Source organism: Yersinia sp. FDAARGOS_228, assembly GCF_002073315.2.
Taxonomy (GTDB): domain Bacteria; phylum Pseudomonadota; class Gammaproteobacteria; order Enterobacterales; family Enterobacteriaceae; genus Yersinia; species Yersinia intermedia.
In genome coordinates, this window is the sequence record NZ_CP020409.2 from 4,248,796 (window position 1) to 4,266,136 (window position 17,341).

Sequence of the window (17,341 nt, forward strand, 5' to 3'; positions counted from 1 at the left end):
CCTTACGCCAGCCTTCTGGCTCTACTTTTGGGTGTAGTGGGTTGTGACTCTGGAATAATGACGCCCGGAAAACGCAAGTTGGGCTTGTCTTCTGTAACGTCAGAAGGAGGCAGTAATTTTTCAGGATGACTTAAAAGGCTGTCAGCATATTGGTTAAGACTTAATCCAAAATGCAGCAACCCTTTCAATGCTGCATAGCTGTATACCCGGCAATCTAATGCCTCATTTGCGCGCCCGGGCAATAATTCCCAAACGCGATAACGTTGCCCGCCCGCCGTTTTAACAACGGAGCGCTCTGCAAGTAATTGGCTAAAATAGTGTAAATCACGCTCAACTGGGTAGTGCATATACCCAGCAGAAGGGATACCCGCCGCCGGTTGCTCCATGTGAAGACGGGAACGAATGGCGTCTTTTGCAGCATTAACACCCAGTATAATGGGCTTGAATTGAGACTTTGACCGAGAAGATGGTCGCTTTGTTGGCCAGATGGGTGAACGCTTACCGCCTCTTGCCGACTCGCCTTTTATCGCCCATATCCGCCGTCCAATACGCTCTTTGGAAAACTCATACACTTTCTGTGTATGATGCCCGCCGGAGTCGTGACAGGCAGCCATAATCGTAAAACCTCGCCCGTCCGCTCTCCGCCATGTCTGCTTCAGGTAAGCATCAAGCCGACGCCAGGGTTCGTCAGTTTCTAAATCCCCCTCAATAACGTCATAAGCGATAGACCAGCTTTCTTCATTCCTGCCCCAACCCACCACCTCAATCTCAAGTCGTCCGTCTTGTGTATCGATACCGGCGGTGACGACGGCAACACCATCAGGGACTTCAGCGGAATAAACCTCACAACGTTCTGCCAGGCTTTTTTCACTGAGCGCCTTTTCACCGCGATCTTCATAGGGTTCACCCAAGACAAGGTTAATAAATGTCTGGCGCATCAAAGGGTCGTCTTTTACCCGCAACCACTCGGCAACCAGATACTTCCATGCCGCGTTAGGGAAGAGACTGTATCCCGCCCAAATATGAAAACCCGCATGCCCTTTAAAGGGCATAGTTGCCTGCCACCTTCCCGCTTTCACCATTCCGGCTTTATCGTTGTGATGGATCACACAACCGTTATGGCGGCAAACATAATAGGCGGTATCGGGTAATCCATTACCGTCAGAGTCTTTATCCCACTTAATTCCGTATGGCGTTGTTGGCCCACCCCATTCCAGCGTTTGGAATTCACCACAGTGAGGGCATGGAACATAATATTTACGCTGATCACTTTCAGCATAAGCCTTCTCAATGCGGCTAATGCCTTTAACCGTCGGGGTTGATCCTAATATTATTTTTCTATTCCAGAATGTCTCTGAACGCTTGGTACCCAATGCTATCTGATCACCATCAACACCGGCCCCCGCTATCGGATACCCATCGACTTCATCAAAAGCAATGATTCGACAAGTTATACGACGGAAGCCACCAGGACTGTTTGCCCCTACCAGCGTTAAATTAGAACCGTTGAGAAACTGCTTTTTAAGGATGGTCTGGTTACTGCTCTTGGCTTTCGGATCACCGGATATCTCAGCGAGAACAGGGGTATCCCTGAGCATGGGAGAAATTTCAGTCTTACTGTAATCCTCCGCATCTTCAACACGGGGTTGCACAACTAAAATGGGTGAAGGGTCATGTACCAGGTAATAGCCGATAACATGATCCAAAATCTTGGTGTAACCCACTCGGGCAGATTTCATGACGGACACCTGAGTAACCAGTGGGTCAGTTACTGCATCCATAATGCCATCCTGATAAGCAAAAGAGCGAAATCGTCCAGTCTGTGCACTGGTCTCTTTTGACAATACCGCATGCTTATTGGCCCACTCACTCAATGATAGAGGTTCGGGGGGCTTTAAGTTCTTGCGTCGTTGATGCAGTTCCGTGGAGAAGTTTTGCCAAGCGGCCGGGTCAACTGCTCTCTCCGTTGTTATTGTTATCAAGGCTTAGCTCCTCCATTGCCTCGTAAACCACTTCTTGCAGTGCTTCAACAAACTCCGCATCGTTAGTGGTTGAGGCCAGCACCCGCAAGCGGGGACCATGTTCGGGAGCGATGGCAATCAGGCGGGTACGCATACGTGAATATTCGCTACCTACCGCCTCAATCATCTCTTTGTAAGGAAGTACCTGACCTGATTTAATGTCATATTCCAACCGAGTGAGCAGCGCCAGAAAGTTTTCTTTCATTTCTCTGGCTTCATCGATTGTCATCTCGACGCCGCTTTCAGCAATCATTTTCTTCACAACGTCTGCGGGAGAATCCACCGGATCTTTATCAGGTCTGTTACCTGATCTGTTACCTTTGGCTCTGTTACCCGTCTTGTTACCTGCTTTGTTACCCTGCGTGTTACCTGCAACTTTTTTCTCTGGTCGGGTAACAGTTTTCCGAAAGCGCTCAATGTTGGCATTTGATGCCTCAACATCAATGTCATCACCCGCTAAAACCAGCCACCCACGCGCCTTCCATGCTGTAACCGTCTTTCGGCTGACATTGTGAAGTTTGGCAAAATCTGACTGGTTCATGTGTTACCTCAGTTGTTACCTGTTACCCAAATTTCAAAAGTTGAAAGCTAGACGCAGAACGGGGCGCGCAATGTCCCGTGTAATAAATGTTGCCAGGAGGGACCCATTTTTTTATTGATACTGATTATCAACTGAACGGGCCGAACTATGGTGATAAAACTCCCCATAAGACTGCTGGCAAAACGAGTCGTATGCCTTGGCAGCATCATCAACGCTAACAAAGCTACCTAATCGGTATTTCTTCCCGTCCATCTGCGCCTGAGCAATCCAGCGATTACCTTGCTTATAGACACCCTTTGCGCCTGATGTATTGGCTTTAGTGATACCAACATTCCTTTTGTTTTCTGCTCGAGTAGCAACGCGAAGATTGCTAATGCGATTATCTACCTTTACCTCATTCACATGGTCAATCTGACTGTTGGCTTGCTCACCTGTCATATAGAGCCATGCAAGGCGATGCCCCTTATAGCGACGACCATCAATTTGTATTTCTACATAGCCTGTTGTCATATTGGTGCGCCCAGCCACTGAGCCAGCTACAGCCCTAAAGTTACGATAGACCAGCCACATAAATGCACCTGTATCAGGATCATAGTGAAGTAGCTCTTTCAGTCTTTCTTGGGTTAACTCTTTCATGTATCACCTGCAATTTAGGCAATAAAAAACCCCGCATAGGCGAGGCATGTTAGTTATACAATGGTTGAGTAGTTTGTTATTTAGCCGTCGTCAACGCCTGCTCGATTGCCAGGCTTAACGCGCCAGGCATTAAAGCCTGTGCCATTGCATTCGCCCGGTCGAAGTATCCAAGCGTTGGTTTAACTGCCAATGCGTCACCAAACTGAATCAGCAGCTTAGGTGCTCTTTGTTTCTCTCTGGCGCGATGCACACCGTTAGGAGAGCGCTTCTGACGTTTCTTAACCTTTTTGCTCTTCTTGCCTTTTTTTCGCTGGAAGAAACCACTAACGCCATTCACCTCACCAACAAAGACATTTTCCTTAGCCTTGAGCTGCTGCGTTTTATTACGGGCTAAGTTCCCAAACTTATTCAACTTAATGTTCTTGGGGTTAAGCAGCGCCTGACCATTGAGCTTGTGCTGACCGCCGAACTCGAACGGTTCGAGATAACTGGCAGCAATATCACGCACAAATACTTTGGCCTGCAATCGGTCTTTGCGGGCACCAAACGAGCCAACAGAATTAACAGTGAAAGGGGTCGGATTATCCAGATTGCGCTGCATACCCACTTTTTGAGCATCTGCAATCTGGCGAGCAACACTTGTTAGTGCCTGAGCAGTAGCAAAGGGGATCTGCTTTTTTATCGACTGCAACTGATTGGATAAATCTTTAAGAGTTGCCATGATCTATCCCAAAATAGAAAAGCCACCGGCTTCGGTTGTGTGTCTTAGATGACCACAGTCAGTGTAGTATACTACACCGCTCAGGGACGATTTTCTTAACCACTACAATAGATAAATCAAATACTTACTTTAACTATTGGAGTGCCATATGAAATTTATAATCAAATTACTATTAGCTATTGACGACTTATCATCGGTAAACATCATTCTGAAAACGATCTATCATTTGGTTCAATACTACTTCCCACTCCCTCCGGCCGCTTAAGGCGCCGATATAGAAGCATCACCAATGAAACAGGCGATCACCTCCATCGAGAGAAGCTATCTATTCCTTGTCGGGGGAATTCTCAGCAGTCAGCATCCGGACGAGCTACTGCGCGACAGGCCCACATACAAGCCTCCTGCATTTTGGTACGAGCAATAGATAGACAGCGACCAGCCTCATGCGCATCAGCAGAGTGATTGCCTGTCACTATCAGCTCGTCATTTACCCATGCTTTCTGTTTTTCAAGAAGTAAGCAAAATTCACGACTTACCCCTTTTAATTGATTCATGTCGTCAATTTCTTTCGGTCCGAGCGTCCGATAGCCTTTTACTGTACTGCCGTCTTGTGGCTTTGCTTCACTCATGATTTATCCTGTGGGGTTACTTCAGGCACATGCTATTGATGTGTGGTGCTGTTAATTATTAACCGGCCGTCAGCGACAACCTTTTGTAGCGCGGTGACCTTCTCGACTAACTTGTCGGCTCGTTCAGCGATTGAAATAAGAAACCCGACATCTGCGTCTGAAAATCCGCAGTCTCTGGCTGCATCAGTGAGCTGTCCACTGGCGGGAGTAACGGGCATATCCCCAACTGAAGCGGCGAGACACTCGAAACGCTTTTGCAGCTTGATATTGCCAGCACGGTAAGCAGCAATAGTGCCTTTTGCTTTGTTCTCAGCATCTACTACCCCTTGTTGATATGCCTTTAATCCGGCTGACTGGGCAGCCTGAAGTTGAGCCTCTTTTTCGGTAGCACTTTTTTTGGCGGCTATTTCTGCCGTTAGGTCTGATTTATCGCGCTTAGTCCACTTGAGAGACCATTCCGAGTTTTTACTATCGCTACCCCACCAGTACCCGCCGCCGACTAAAACTGAAATCGTCAGTGCGACGGCTATCAATCTCAATAGGGTTTCTTTCATGCGGGTATCTCAATGTGAGGCGCATCTAAGAACTTAGCGGGCTTGTCATTTGGGTTATCAGTCCAACTGATACCAAAACGCAGCTTAATGCCCAGCTCTTTACCCGCACGGTGCATGGCATCCAATACCGGCAGCCAGCACTTATAGTTATTCCAGTCACCGCCAACGGGGAACAGATCAACCGCATTCCCAGAGATATGACGGCTGTTCATTGTTTGACTCTTGCCAGTGGCCACCAGCTCTTTTTGCCGTTCTACCGTGCGGACACCTTCGATCACGCCAAAATCTACGATTGATAGCTCAAGGGCGCGGCGGACTACTTTCACCAATACAGGGTTAACACCTTTGAGGTTATTATCACTCCGCTGGCTGAATCTGAAATTACTTGTCATTCTCTTTTCCTTCTTCCATTGGCCTGCCCGTTACCTTCCACTTGAACAAGCTGGATAAATAATCCGTGCCGAGATAACCAATAATTACACTAGAGAGGTATGCGAGGTCGGTCGATAACCCGAAGAAATTAAGTAGGTCACGCACCGCAAAAGCTATCGCAGCACACATCAGTGCATCCAAAAAACATCTACGCCATGGCTTCTCGTTATACCGGCCACGTAACCAGGCGATAATCCCAGCGATCCCGCCATAGCCCAACTCGGGACGATGTGCGGCTATCCATCGGGTAATGATGTCCATAAGGTCAGGGTTGTTATGCATTTTCATATCTCCCCCTCCCATACGGGCTGGGCGTGTAGTTAAGGACTTTAGCCCACCAGTGCAGCCACTCATCTGTTAATAGTGTGTGTGGAGTTGATTGGGTGACTGATGGGCTAAAACTGAAAAAGGCCACGAATTAACACTGTCTAATAGTTGCCTGCTTTTAACCACGTCAGGCGAGGTGCATCCTGTCATTCCCCAACAACATGGATTCGGTTAATCTGAATACCCCCAACAATATGAAGAGTATTTATTGTGATCGCAGAATTGACGGCTGTAATGACAGCAATCCGTGAAACGGCAAATCTAGCTAAAGTAATAAATGATGCAAAAACAGACGCTGAAATTAAGAAGGCAATTTCAGAACTACAGTCGCGATTATTAATGCTCCAGCATGAGAGCTTCACACTTGGAGATCTGATCCGCTCTCGTGATGAAGAGCTGTCCCATGTCAAAGCAAAACTGGCAGAGGCTGAAAATTTCACAAAGGAGTCTGAAGGTTACGTTCTTAACAAAGCGGAGTCGGGAACGTTGATGTACTCCAAGAAGCAAGCGATGAACGGTGAAGAGTTGATAGTGAATGTATGCCCACAGTGCTTTCATCATCATAAAATATCTATACTTCAACCTGGCATAACTACCGGTGTAAAAGGCGGCTTTTTTGTTCATTATTGCCCTACATGCAAGAGTGAATTTAAAATGAATAAGCTACCTCCAGCAAAGCCACTTCGCATTGCTGGGTCAGGCCCTCGGTTTGGTGGTAATGGCGGCTGGTAAAAACAATTTAAGTATTAGAAAAAAGGCCTACCGAGATGAGCCCTGAATGGGCACCAGAGAGAATCTGGCATTATCCCTTTGCTTTCCACAGTCAAGGGAAGCTGATAAATTGACTATTCCATAGTAAACCTAAGGGATTGAGAATCATGGTAAAACAGACGAAATGCCCTAAATGCGAATCCACTTCATTTGAGTTAAACAGTGGTACTAAAGTTGACGGTTGCAGGCACAACATTCATTTTATTCAGTGTGCGTCGTGTGGTGCGGCTATTTCTGTAGTTAGTGATAGACACAATTTTCTTTTCGAAGAAATAGCTAAAAAGCTTGGAATCAGCTAAGTGTGGGCACATTCCACAAATAATTATGCCCTGACAGATGTCGGGGCTTTTATTTTTTGAAGCCGGTTACGGTTCCGGCGTCAACATCTACCAATGTGCTGACCGCATACCTTTCAGTGTACTTCTGTGGTGGTGGGGAATTCGCCGACGTCGTTTCACTGGTGTTCCACTTGTATCCCCACACATCGGTGCCTGCTTTCACCACATTCGGCTGGATACTGTTTCACAACGATTGGATTAACCAATCCAGTACCCATGCGAATGTAGAAAGCAAAAAGCCCCGGCGATTAACCGAGGCTTAAAATTTAGTGCAGCAGTATTACTGACTTGCTAATTCTACATAGGGGATAATCCCGCATGTAAAAAAGCCCCGCGATATGCGAGGCTTATAATGCGAAAAGAATGTGGGCTTATTTATTAATTAACATATTTTTCTGCCCAAGATCTATGTACTGGGGTCATACCTGAAAAATTTTGAACCTGCTTGGCTCTTGAAGACGTAACATGAAAAAAACGCCAACACGCAGAGATCATTTCTCCCCACGATAAACCTGTATAAGGATAGTGCGAATCGCCAACATCGGACTCCAAGTACCATGCATGGAAACCCTCAGAAGGGGCGCAATCTGTAATATTTATTATTAGGGCATTAAGGAGGGGATAATTATTGTCTATACAGAACTTCCCAACAGCTCCTGCATATTCTCCGACCATGTTATGGCTTAGTCCAAAAGCATTTTCCAACTCATGGTATGGAACGACTCTTTTATCTTGTGCAACTTGCGATAGGTGGCGCAAAAAATAGTCAAAAGTAGTAGGGTTTATAGCAAACATAATCAATCTCCGAAAGAAGGTATGTACTTGAATGAAGGCATAAAGCAGCTTCGGTAGACAGCATAACACTTCATTAAGTGAACCTAATGATTAGGGTCAAGTAAATGATATAAACAGTGGACGTCTAATCTAAGACTTTAACCAACCTACCAGTATAAACTTGCCAACCTCAGGATTTAATACCGTTTTTTCGATCTGATACATAATGTTAAAACTAGTGTTTTTGATTGTGTAAGCTACGTGACAAAGTAACCACTCTTAGCAGAGTAATAGGTAAAATTCGTAACGAATAGTTTTTTATACGTTTTTTTATTAGTTCATACTTACTGTTACACCCATTGAACTCTGGGCCAATCAGATCTGACAGCCAGCTCGGTGCCAATACCGGACATTCAACGCACTAAAACATACTAATACAGCGAGGCAACACTTACTTGTCAGAAGATAACGCCCCAGATAAATCGTGTGATTAACTACAGGAAGTAGCACTGATTTAATATTTGGTATTATGAATATTGGTTTCCTGACTTTTCATATTCTTCCTGGCAAATTACACTCCTGAATTAGCTTTTCAAAATATTCTCAATCTGGGAGACAACCTCATGACTCTGGAGCCGGCAATCGCTAGGCTTGTTGACGACTTTATCGCAGCAGGTCGCCCGTCATCTCGTAATCAGACATTTGAAGAACGTCGTGCCACGTATGTTGCAAGCACAGCTCTGTCCGGTGATATTGAGCAGCGCGTAAATGTTGAAGATATGGTTATTCAAGGGATTTCGTTGCGTATCGTATCGCCCTTAAATGAGGGGGGGGGGTTTTGCCTGCGATTGTCTATTATCATGGTGGTTGTTTTGTGAGTGGCGGTTTTTTAACACATGATAATCAGCTGCGACAACTTGCCTTCCTGAGTGGTTGTAGAGTCGTTGCGGTACAATATCGTTTAGCTCCAGAACATACTTATCCAGCTGCACATGATGATGCGGAACATGCTGCGAACATTGTTTGGCAACACGCACAAGCGTTGGGCATTGATCGAAACCATATAACATTAATGGGGGATAGCGCGGGAGGCCATCTTGCCCTGATAACAGCACTTCGATTGAGAAACACCAAACAATGGCTGCCCCAGCAGTTGGTACTTATTTACCCCATGCTGGATGCAACTGCATCATTTGAAAGCCACAAGCTAAATGGTAACGATTATGTGCTAACAAGCGACACGCTACTTAGCGGTTTCGAAGCCTATTTTCCTCATACTGAATTTACTCATCCTGAAGTCAGCCCGTTACTGCATGGTGATTTATCTGCGTTGCCACCAGTGCATATCGTTACAGCGGAATACGACCCGTTGCGCGATGAAGGTGAAGCGCTATTTGTTCGCCTTACTCAGCAAGGGGTAAATTGCACAGCACAACGCTATTTCGGCGTCATTCACGGTTTCTTTCAGCTTGGGGGGATAAGCCCGACAGCACGGAATCTAATGCGGGACATTTGCGCGCTTATTCGTTCATTGGTTAAGCCGTAATATCCCGCATTTTCCAGACCATCATCCATCTGTTCATATCGCTTGATAAGAAATGGAGTTGTTGAATGATAGTTTGCTGACATAAAGTCTGCATTTCGTTCATAGCGGTACCTTTGGTGCTGAAGTGGGCAGTTTCGTGCTAGAAAGAAGACGTTACAAACAGTTAATTGTGTTAATCAAGCGGGAGCAGATCAACTCCAAGTAAAGGGGGATTTTATTTGACTAGGACGACGCTAAGTTGATCTGCTTCCCAATGAATAGCTCAGTTAGCGTCTACTTCTCGCCCTTAACCGACGCTAATATTTATCCAATCCTTGCTACAGAGCATTGTCAGAACAGGTCTGATACAGTTTTGTACTATCAGATTTATGCGTCCACTCATCCATTTCTAACTTAGCCCCTGCCATAATCAAACAGGCATCTACAAAAGTTTCAGCCAGCATGAGTTTTAACCGAATCTTACCCTCTGAGCATTTATGCTTCCTGGCAATCGCTGACTTTGATATACCCTTTTTATAATGCTGCTCTATCAGATTATACTCTTCGCTGCGTCCTGCCTTTTTTAGCCTGCCTATAGCAGCATCGACTAACAACCCATCATTATCACAGCACGACAACCGTGATTTTGTGGTACTGGGTAACAGACCTTTAAATCCTGCTGCAATGGGGGAGTAACCTACGCCACTATCTTCATTTGCTGCCCAACCGCCCCAGCGTTCTAATACCAATTGAATATCACGCATATTATGGATACCCCTCTGAATCCCTGGACGTTACCCAATAAAAAAGCGAGCCGTATTTAATATACGACTCACTATTTATATTGATTAGCTATGTAGACATATTACCATAAATCGTAACGATAAATGAGTAAATAACGGTAATATCTTCCATGATGGCAGCACGTTAGGCGACGTTAATTGAATTATTTAACAAAGTTAATTCTTAGCGGTGCATTCATCACCAGATCCCCGTCTATTCCAATGCTTCTGCTTTTGCATCCCCTATACGCACTCATGCACGCCTATCAAATTCAGATATACCGCATCATTATCTGATCCTGAAAAACTCTGATGTCGCTCACTTTGCAAATACCATTTCAATACATCCAGTGCCTCTCGTTGATGGCGAGGGCGGATGATTTCAAGCTTCTTATCAAGGTAGGTTTCACGATCAGATATAGGCCCTTCACAATCATAACCATATCCACCAGGGTCCATTTCTTTGCAAGCAGCATTACGCACCGTATATAACCATTGCCAATACTGAAATTCTCTTACAACATCAGACAGTGTATGAGGCTCTGGTAAAACCCCAGCGAAACCCTTTGACGCTTGCGCTCGCAGGTCCCATACATCAGTAACTCGCTTACCCTCAATACATCCCTTCTTTTTTTCCTCAGGTGTCCAGCCAAAATCATTATCATAAATATCACCACAGACCATCTCCATGAGTTGTTCGGCTCTAGTAGGCTCCAGTGCTGCCTCATAGCTGCCAAATGTTCCCCTGACCTCTGCTGCGCGGGAATATTGTGTTCTAGCTCGGTCTATATAATGCTGTGGGTCGCCCATCATTAGTGTGGAAAAGCCAGCAGTCCACCCAGCGCCATTCGCTTCTAAATAACGAGTGTAATTATCTCGAGCATCTTTAGGGGATATAGTCAGCTTGTGCAAGGCTTCCTCAGCCGCTGCAATATGTCCCGGTTCGCCGGTATTGATAACTTCCAACACCCACAAATAGGCGTCGGTCTGCTTATCTCCCGTAATACGCCGCTGTACGGGTAACGGCTTTGGCACTATAAGTGCAGTGCTGTATTGCTTCTCTGGTATCTCAAACATCGCTGTATGCTCGGGATTATCAGCAAATAACCCCGACCGCTTACAGGCGCTTTTGACCGTGCTCAAATTCAAATTAGTCATATCGGCTATCCGTTTATAACCGATGCCTGATTGTTTAAGCCGAAATACCTCAGCACGTAATTCTTTTGTCATTCTCATGATATGCATACCCTGTATTCTTTTACTCTCTGTCAGGGCATTGGTGTAATACCCCACCAGAGAGAATGATTTATCCGATTCAGGTCAGTTCAAATGGAGGCGATCCGCTTATTCCTCCAAATCATCAGGCATCATGAGCACCACAAAACGGGGTTGCTTACCGTCAATTCTGAGCGTTTTCTTGGTGATCCCCTTGCTCGGTTTATCCAACATACCGGCATCTGCCAGAACCTGAGCAAAAGCCACTGCATTAGCACCTACGGCTATCTCGTCGCGAAACACCGACGGGAAGGTATGGAATACCAATGTGTCGAGTCCCTGCTTTTTCTCCCGATACCCCGCTAAATCCTTTATTGGTAAATCTCGTGGATCCGTTTCAGGGTGTGGTAAATAACGGCTATAACCGAAGCGTTGCAAGAAAGACTCAGCCTGTTCCGCCCATGCTTTTGACTCTCGGTTCCCCATACCAAAATCATTAACCCATGCATTAAAGCCATGCTGTAAAGCATCACGACACTCTTGTTCATTCCAACTGGTAAGGTGTTTGGAAAGTAGCAAAGCGGCTTCCAGTATGGCGAACCTCGATGCAACACGGCGTACCTGCTCACTGGCTTCATCGGGTAATAATGCTATCCACCGACGTTCCGCATCCCTGACAGCTTGCGCTGCCGCCTCTTTCTGACTGGCTAGACATTTTATCCATGCCCGCCCTACCGCACCGTAGTGGTCTTTACAGGCATCTCGCATAGCATCTGCATGCGCTTTACCGTCCTTATAGCCATGGTATTCAGTTGCTTTGGTAATAGGGACATTTAATAACCGCACCAGTTGGCCAGCGTTTACTTTGCCACCATCAGCTCTGATATAACTTTCGAGATCGATCTCACCGGTACTGAATGCCATTGCGCGCCAGCGTTTCACATCCCGATTACCGCCCTCCTTGGCCCCCTGAATTTTGCCGACGCCGTTAAACAAAGCATAAGCAGCATCAGCAACTGCGCGTTTATTGCTGCCTTGCCCTATCTCATCCAGTGGCATAAAACCGTCATTGTGCGCCGCAGCTTCATTTACCAATCCCAACGCTGTTGAGTACCACGTCAGCTTCAGCGCTTCGGGTTCGCCATAAACAGTGGTAGCTGCATTACCCGTCGTGGTTTTACCCGCGGAGGAGCCACCGAATAAATGAACACCAAAACCATCTGCACCAGCCAGACCAATCAGCGGAGCAGCAAAGGCGCAGGCAATACCCAACATCATGGAGGGATTACCTCGAGCAAGTTTGGCCACATTGTTGCGCCAGCTTTCTGGAGTCCCCTTGGTGGTGTAGCCTTTTGCCGCCGATGAGCGACCATTAAAGAGTACCGGGGTTGCAGGTGCGCCAATCACCGAACCATCCGGCATGATGTATGCCCCACACTGCCAGCCAGTAGCATTGGCAACTGTCCAAAGCTGCCGCTCTCCACTGCGTTGCAGGTAGTCAGCCAGTATTGCCCGTAATCCACTTTTGGCTGTGATAGATAAACCACCAGCCCGCAGCCGCGACCAACCTTCCCGTTCGCCAATGTCACGCATAGGTAAAGCTTCTGAACGTTTGGTATTGTTACCCTCCGGCGTCCAGGAGAGGATCAGATACCGCTCGTTATCGTCTTCACCTATCCCCGCAACTGATATCGGGTCACTCAGCCAGCTTTCTCTTTCCGTAATATTGCCGTTACTTTTATCCAGTTTGGGTTCAACCCAATACATGCCCCCTTTACGCTCATCAACATATGGACGCCTGACATCCTGAGGCTCCGCTACCGGAGGCTCCTCTTCTGCCAAAATATGTGGTTGATATAGAGAATCAGCAAACGCGGTAATACTCGCATCCAGTCCATACTGCTGACGATAATCATCCCAGTCGGCTTTATGGTCTGTCGGTGGTAAGGCAACCCAGCCATTCACCGCGGTAGCCGCTTTCTCAGCAGATTCTTTCCCGACATTCTTTTCACCGGGTTTAAGATCGTTATCAGCAGCAATGATAATTTTCGCATCAGGCCAACGTTCCCGGCTGGCTTTCGCTATATGGATCAGGTTCCCTTCATCAATAGCGGCCAGCACAACCCCATCACTCAGTAACGAAACTGTAACGCCGGTTGCGTTACCCTCCGCAATTAACACCGTTACAACCAGCTCATCATTCAGTGCAGTTGGAAGTCTCACTGGAATGAATGAACCTTTCTTGATGGTGCCGGATATCAGTCGTTTGGTGCCATCAGGCTTAATCACCTGCGCACCCTTTACTACGCCCTCCATTGTTTGCAGTACCAGCAGCAAAGAACCGTCACTCAATAAGGCTTGAGGGGGGCTTGGAAGCCCCTTATTAAGTAGGTACTGAGATTCGCCAGGTACCGTTTTCGCCACCAGCTCCGCAACCTTATCCGCTATCGGGATACTGGGTTGTACCGGCTGTTTTACAGATTTAGCAGGTACCGTCGCAGACACTCGCGAGTCGGGATCCATTCCCAGTGCATCTGCTACCATGACCGCCGCCTCAGTGGAGGTGCATTGCTTAACTTTCTGTACCAGCTCAAGCCCATCACCGGCACCACACTGATTACAGAAATGGGTCCCACGTCCATCCTGATCATCAAATCGGAATCTGTCTTTGCCACCACATGCCGGACAAGCAGAATGGTCGCGAGGTCGTTCCGGTACATCAATACCGAGGTAACCAAGAATATCGCGCCAACGGTTGGTAGCCTGAGCCGTAACTTCACGGATCATGTCGATGGATGGCTTCATGCTGCACCGTCCTGACTGAATACCAGCCCATGCCGGTTATCGTGAGGATTAGCCAAAGTCTCTACGACTGTAGCCTTCATGACTTCCGTCATTGTCTCGACGCCGTGCGGTGTCAATTTACTGTTATCCTTACTCAGCATCTGAGTGTAGGTTTCCACAAGGATCCGCGAGCCGTCATCACGCCCGAATTCCTGAAAACAAAGCACTTCCAAAGAATGAATAAGGCAATTACAAATTGCTGCCTCAGTTAAATTTTCCAGAACAACAACCTTTCTAGAATTAATAATGACATTGGCAATGGATTCGCCTCTATTTCGTTTCTGACAATAAGCGATAAATGCCACTGCAATATGTTTACGATTTAATTCGATTGAATGATTCAGGTTCGTCATAAATATATCCTTTCCTTTCATCAGGCCGAGCGAGTCCCCAGCCTGATGGCTGTTATTTTTGAGATGTTGGAATGCTAACTAATTAAATACAGAGCATTTAGCTATTGGCTTTATCAAGGCGCTCCATTTTGTCCAGCCTCCCGCTCAAGCAAATGAACCGCAACTGGCCCGGCGAGATCCAGTGCTAGACCTAGTAATTCCTTTTCGTCAGTAGTATCTAATTCAACATTGGATTCAAACATCAACAGCAAGAGAGCATTTAATTGACCAGCCTTATGCGTGGCAATATCCAGAGGTACTGATTCATTGGCTTTCATGGTTATGCTCTCCCGATAAAGGTAAATTCAGCGACGAACCGTGCCAGTGGCATAATGCAGGGCGATGAATATCCGTCACGGCTAAAAGTAACGCGATTAAAGGCAACATTATCGACAGTGACCAATGAGCCATGACTGTCTTTGTAACGATCATTTGGCAGCGGTTCGCGCATAATTCACCCCCTCGATATTTTTCGCCGCTTTTTCAGCGCGATCCATAGCAATCCAAAGAAGTTCGTAACCCGTGTCGTTACCATCCTCACTAGCAATCAGCATTGAACTGACTTTTAAAATTGAAGCAATTTGACTGAGAAGATCGGAAACTTCGCAGGGCGCTAATTTATCCATGAGTCACCCCCATAACATCGGACAGATTGATGCTATGTACTGCCAGCCATGCTTCGCGAGGCCATGATTTTACAGAGCCATACTGTGGATCCGGCACAATCTCAGGTTTAAAGTCATTCTCAAGACACCATTTCCGCAACGGATGCCACGCAAACTTCTGATGAGTCACATTTTCTACAGCTTTCACCGTGGCATGCTTTGTACTTTCCCCCAACCGTTCTTCCAGTACACGACATTTGCGAGTAGCTGCACTTAGTTTGCCGAGGGCGCTGGCTTCACGTTTACGGCTAATCTGACCTTTGGTACGAATAGCTTTATCAGCACGCTGCTTTTCAGCTAAGCGGCCTTGCTCGGAGTCGATAGCCAGTTGAAGGATTTCCAAGCGACTGAGGTCGGGAATAGTTGCAGGTGCTGGCAATGCATCCCGTCGGGAAAAGTAAAACTCAGTGAGGTCATTGAAGTAGTCCCACGCCTGATCCGTTTCTAACATCTTCGCGTGATTGGCCGCACCGCGCTCAGTCCAGAGCATAAGTGAGCGAGTTTTTGGCGAGATTTGCAGTTCGCTTAAAACTAGTCGCAAATTGTTGAGTTCAGTACCAACCACTTTGAAGAAGTGCTTACCCTCAACAAAGCGGGATTTATTTTCATGGTGGTTTTGCTGAATACGGATCACCGTTGTGCCATACCCAGCCGCCAGCTGCTCAGTAGTTGCCACACGCTGACGGCGATACTCAATAACCTGCAAATCTTTGGCCGCTACCAGAGCCAACTCAGTTTTTTTAGACATTGCACACCCCCTGCTCATTTTTCGCGTCATGCTCTTCAAACCGTACGATGTTATGTACCGCCTCAGCCCACCAATACACCTGCAATCGTTGCTGCTCGTTCTCAATCAGAGGAATAACAACCGTCAACAAATGAAGCAGACCTTCTTTAACGCGAAGTAACCGAGTGCGAGATATATTCTCGCTGGTATCAGGGATTGGCTTACCACGGCTGCCCATCAGTTCAGCAATCAGGGCTTGAGTTTCTTTGTATGAAGGTGGGTAGATATCATCCTCATCAAGGAGCTGCATGATGCTGGTGATCTGAACGTTGCTTAACCGGCGCTCTGTAGCCCCCAAGAGAACAGTGACAGATGCTTTATCAAGGCTTTCAGCTTCACCACACCATGACAGTTTGAGAGCACCACCAGCAGCGTCTAATGCGCTAAATTCAACACGGTATTTTTTAAGCATTGCATACCCCCTGTGCAGGAATACGACCAGCAAAGGAAAGTACGAACTGACCAGCCAGAAAGCGGCGGGCATCTTGTTCAGAATGGGCAGTGACTGATTCACGGTGTGGCTTAGCGTTCAAGTCAGAACGGCACACGGCGAGAAAGAGATACTGAAATTTAGGGCGAGTTTGGGTATGATTTAACATAGCTACCTCGATACTCAATCTATCGTTGGTGGTAAGAGGCCCGGTTAGTGTTAGCGCACTGCTGGGCTTCGTTATTTTGTGTACTGCCTGTGCCTTATCTGTGGATAAGGTGTGATTTAAATTACAATCAAATGAATCACACATCAAGTGTTTTGTGTGATTTGATTTCATGTATACTGAATCACACGTTTTATTCAAGGTGCTGAACATGGCAACAAATACGGTTAACGACAAATCAAAACAAATATCCATTCGCATTCCACACGATGTAATGGACGGAATGGAAGCGGTAAAAATGGATGGTGAAAGTAATGCCGGTTTTATCGTTTCCGCTATGCAGGGTGAGATAGCCCGCCGCCAACTCAAAGAGAGCGACGAAAATAAGTTGCTGTCCAACCTCAATGGCGCACTAGAAGCACTAGCTCGTATCGAAGAGATCGGTACGAAGGCAGGGGAAAATATCAAGGCCATCGTTGACGTAGCGCAGAGTGAGATCAAACGCCGCCAGCGCAAAAAGGCCAAGGCCGAACCATCTGAGTAACCCAGAAGGGTAGCATTCACAGTGCTACCCTTTTCTTTGCCTGAACCCGAATACTGTTCGTGTTTGGTTAAACTCGGTGAGTTGCCGTTTTTGAGCAGTGTTTGCTGAGCCAAATATTTGGCTGAGCGGTAATCTCCATTATATTCTGGAGATTGGTATAGATTGCTTGCTCCAGGTACTACGGAAGTTTCGTAGTTTAAATTTTGAGCGTCAGTATTACTGACTTTCAACTGCTCCGAAATTAACG

At 46.7% G+C, this 17,341-nt stretch carries 21 protein-coding genes and 1 pseudogene; 3 read left to right on the forward strand and 19 right to left on the reverse strand.

What is annotated here, in order from left to right; genetic code table 11:
• Window positions 1-2: 2 nt before the first annotated feature.
• From A6J67_RS19835 to A6J67_RS19870, 8 genes are all read right to left on the reverse strand, one after another.
• Window positions 3-1,781 carry a phage terminase large subunit family protein gene (locus tag A6J67_RS19835; RefSeq protein ID WP_319016466.1) on the reverse strand — a complete coding sequence of 593 codons (1,779 nt, stop codon included), beginning with the start codon at window positions 1,779-1,781 and terminating at the stop codon, window positions 3-5.
• Window positions 1,782-1,950: 169 nt separating this feature from the next.
• The gene (locus tag A6J67_RS19840) at window positions 1,951-2,562 is read right to left on the reverse strand and encodes a hypothetical protein (RefSeq protein ID WP_005278871.1); all 612 of its coding nucleotides are present in this window, start codon (window positions 2,560-2,562) and stop codon (window positions 1,951-1,953) included.
• A 111-nt stretch (window positions 2,563-2,673) separates the two neighbouring features.
• Window positions 2,674-3,198 (reverse strand): HNH endonuclease signature motif containing protein, encoded by a 525-nt coding sequence (locus A6J67_RS19845; protein ID WP_080608350.1) that lies wholly within the window; start codon window positions 3,196-3,198, stop codon window positions 2,674-2,676.
• Between the two features lie 76 nt (window positions 3,199-3,274).
• Entirely contained in the window at window positions 3,275-3,919 is a 645-nt protein-coding gene (locus A6J67_RS19850; RefSeq protein WP_080608351.1) for a hypothetical protein, read from the reverse strand.
• A 347-nt stretch (window positions 3,920-4,266) separates the two neighbouring features.
• Window positions 4,267-4,548, reverse strand: coding sequence for a hypothetical protein (locus tag A6J67_RS19855; RefSeq protein ID WP_080608352.1), 282 nt, complete (start codon window positions 4,546-4,548; stop codon window positions 4,267-4,269).
• A gap of 32 nt (window positions 4,549-4,580) precedes the next feature.
• On the reverse strand, window positions 4,581-5,102 hold the full coding sequence (locus A6J67_RS19860; RefSeq protein WP_226967860.1) for a DUF2514 family protein: 522 nt from the start codon (window positions 5,100-5,102) through the stop codon (window positions 4,581-4,583).
• Window positions 5,099-5,494 carry a M15 family metallopeptidase gene (locus A6J67_RS19865; protein WP_080608353.1) on the reverse strand — a complete coding sequence of 132 codons (396 nt, stop codon included), beginning with the start codon at window positions 5,492-5,494 and terminating at the stop codon, window positions 5,099-5,101. Before A6J67_RS19865 ends, A6J67_RS19860 begins: the two co-directional genes overlap by 4 nt.
• Window positions 5,484-5,822 (reverse strand): phage holin, lambda family, encoded by a 339-nt coding sequence (locus tag A6J67_RS19870; protein ID WP_050143246.1) that lies wholly within the window; start codon window positions 5,820-5,822, stop codon window positions 5,484-5,486. The genes A6J67_RS19865 and A6J67_RS19870 overlap by 11 nt, the downstream gene beginning before the upstream one ends.
• A 249-nt stretch (window positions 5,823-6,071) precedes the next feature.
• Here A6J67_RS19870 and A6J67_RS19875 point away from each other — a divergent pair, with 249 nt between their 5' ends.
• Window positions 6,072-6,593 (forward strand): hypothetical protein, encoded by a 522-nt coding sequence (locus A6J67_RS19875; protein ID WP_125461930.1) that lies wholly within the window; start codon window positions 6,072-6,074, stop codon window positions 6,591-6,593.
• A 755-nt stretch (window positions 6,594-7,348) separates the two neighbouring features.
• Here A6J67_RS19875 and A6J67_RS19885 read toward each other — a convergent pair.
• Window positions 7,349-7,765 (reverse strand): hypothetical protein, encoded by a 417-nt coding sequence (locus tag A6J67_RS19885; protein ID WP_080608354.1) that lies wholly within the window; start codon window positions 7,763-7,765, stop codon window positions 7,349-7,351.
• Window positions 7,766-8,367: 602 nt separating this feature from the next.
• On the opposite strand from A6J67_RS19885, the pseudogene A6J67_RS19890 reads away from it, so the two are divergent.
• A pseudogene (locus tag A6J67_RS19890) lies at window positions 8,368-9,290 on the forward strand (alpha/beta hydrolase).
• Window positions 9,291-9,607: 317 nt separating this feature from the next.
• On the opposite strand, the gene A6J67_RS19895 reads toward A6J67_RS19890, so the two are convergent.
• The 10 genes from A6J67_RS19895 to A6J67_RS23560 all read right to left on the reverse strand — a co-directional run bounded on the left by A6J67_RS19895 (window position 9,608) and on the right by A6J67_RS23560 (window position 16,553).
• The gene (locus A6J67_RS19895) at window positions 9,608-10,033 is read right to left on the reverse strand and encodes an antiterminator Q family protein (protein ID WP_050133492.1); all 426 of its coding nucleotides are present in this window, start codon (window positions 10,031-10,033) and stop codon (window positions 9,608-9,610) included.
• Window positions 10,034-10,294: 261 nt separating this feature from the next.
• Window positions 10,295-11,296 (reverse strand): hypothetical protein, encoded by a 1,002-nt coding sequence (locus tag A6J67_RS19900; RefSeq protein ID WP_404810544.1) that lies wholly within the window; start codon window positions 11,294-11,296, stop codon window positions 10,295-10,297.
• 99 nt (window positions 11,297-11,395) lie between these two features.
• Entirely contained in the window at window positions 11,396-14,071 is a 2,676-nt protein-coding gene (locus A6J67_RS19905) for a TOPRIM and DUF927 domain-containing protein (protein WP_080608355.1), read from the reverse strand.
• Complete coding sequence (locus A6J67_RS19910) at window positions 14,068-14,463, reverse strand: hypothetical protein (protein WP_032898470.1); 396 nt, start codon at window positions 14,461-14,463, stop codon at window positions 14,068-14,070. The genes A6J67_RS19905 and A6J67_RS19910 overlap by 4 nt, the downstream gene beginning before the upstream one ends.
• Before the next feature lie 113 nt (window positions 14,464-14,576).
• The gene (locus A6J67_RS19915) at window positions 14,577-14,780 is read right to left on the reverse strand and encodes a hypothetical protein (RefSeq protein WP_032905637.1); all 204 of its coding nucleotides are present in this window, start codon (window positions 14,778-14,780) and stop codon (window positions 14,577-14,579) included.
• Between the two features lie 2 nt (window positions 14,781-14,782).
• Complete coding sequence (locus tag A6J67_RS19920; RefSeq protein ID WP_049602772.1) at window positions 14,783-14,953, reverse strand: DUF4222 domain-containing protein; 171 nt, start codon at window positions 14,951-14,953, stop codon at window positions 14,783-14,785.
• Window positions 14,931-15,128 carry a hypothetical protein gene (locus A6J67_RS19925; protein WP_049602771.1) on the reverse strand — a complete coding sequence of 66 codons (198 nt, stop codon included), beginning with the start codon at window positions 15,126-15,128 and terminating at the stop codon, window positions 14,931-14,933. Before A6J67_RS19925 ends, A6J67_RS19920 begins: the two co-directional genes overlap by 23 nt.
• Window positions 15,121-15,915 (reverse strand): ORF6N domain-containing protein, encoded by a 795-nt coding sequence (locus tag A6J67_RS19930; RefSeq protein ID WP_080608356.1) that lies wholly within the window; start codon window positions 15,913-15,915, stop codon window positions 15,121-15,123. Before A6J67_RS19930 ends, A6J67_RS19925 begins: the two co-directional genes overlap by 8 nt.
• Entirely contained in the window at window positions 15,908-16,366 is a 459-nt protein-coding gene (locus A6J67_RS23735; protein WP_226967862.1) for a hypothetical protein, read from the reverse strand. The genes A6J67_RS19930 and A6J67_RS23735 overlap by 8 nt, the downstream gene beginning before the upstream one ends.
• Entirely contained in the window at window positions 16,359-16,553 is a 195-nt protein-coding gene (locus tag A6J67_RS23560) for a host cell division inhibitor Icd-like protein (RefSeq protein WP_192945340.1), read from the reverse strand. Before A6J67_RS23560 ends, A6J67_RS23735 begins: the two co-directional genes overlap by 8 nt.
• A gap of 208 nt (window positions 16,554-16,761) precedes the next feature.
• Here A6J67_RS23560 and A6J67_RS23565 point away from each other — a divergent pair, with 208 nt between their 5' ends.
• Window positions 16,762-17,094 (forward strand): YlcI/YnfO family protein, encoded by a 333-nt coding sequence (locus A6J67_RS23565; RefSeq protein WP_192945341.1) that lies wholly within the window; start codon window positions 16,762-16,764, stop codon window positions 17,092-17,094.
• Window positions 17,095-17,341 lie beyond the last annotated feature (247 nt).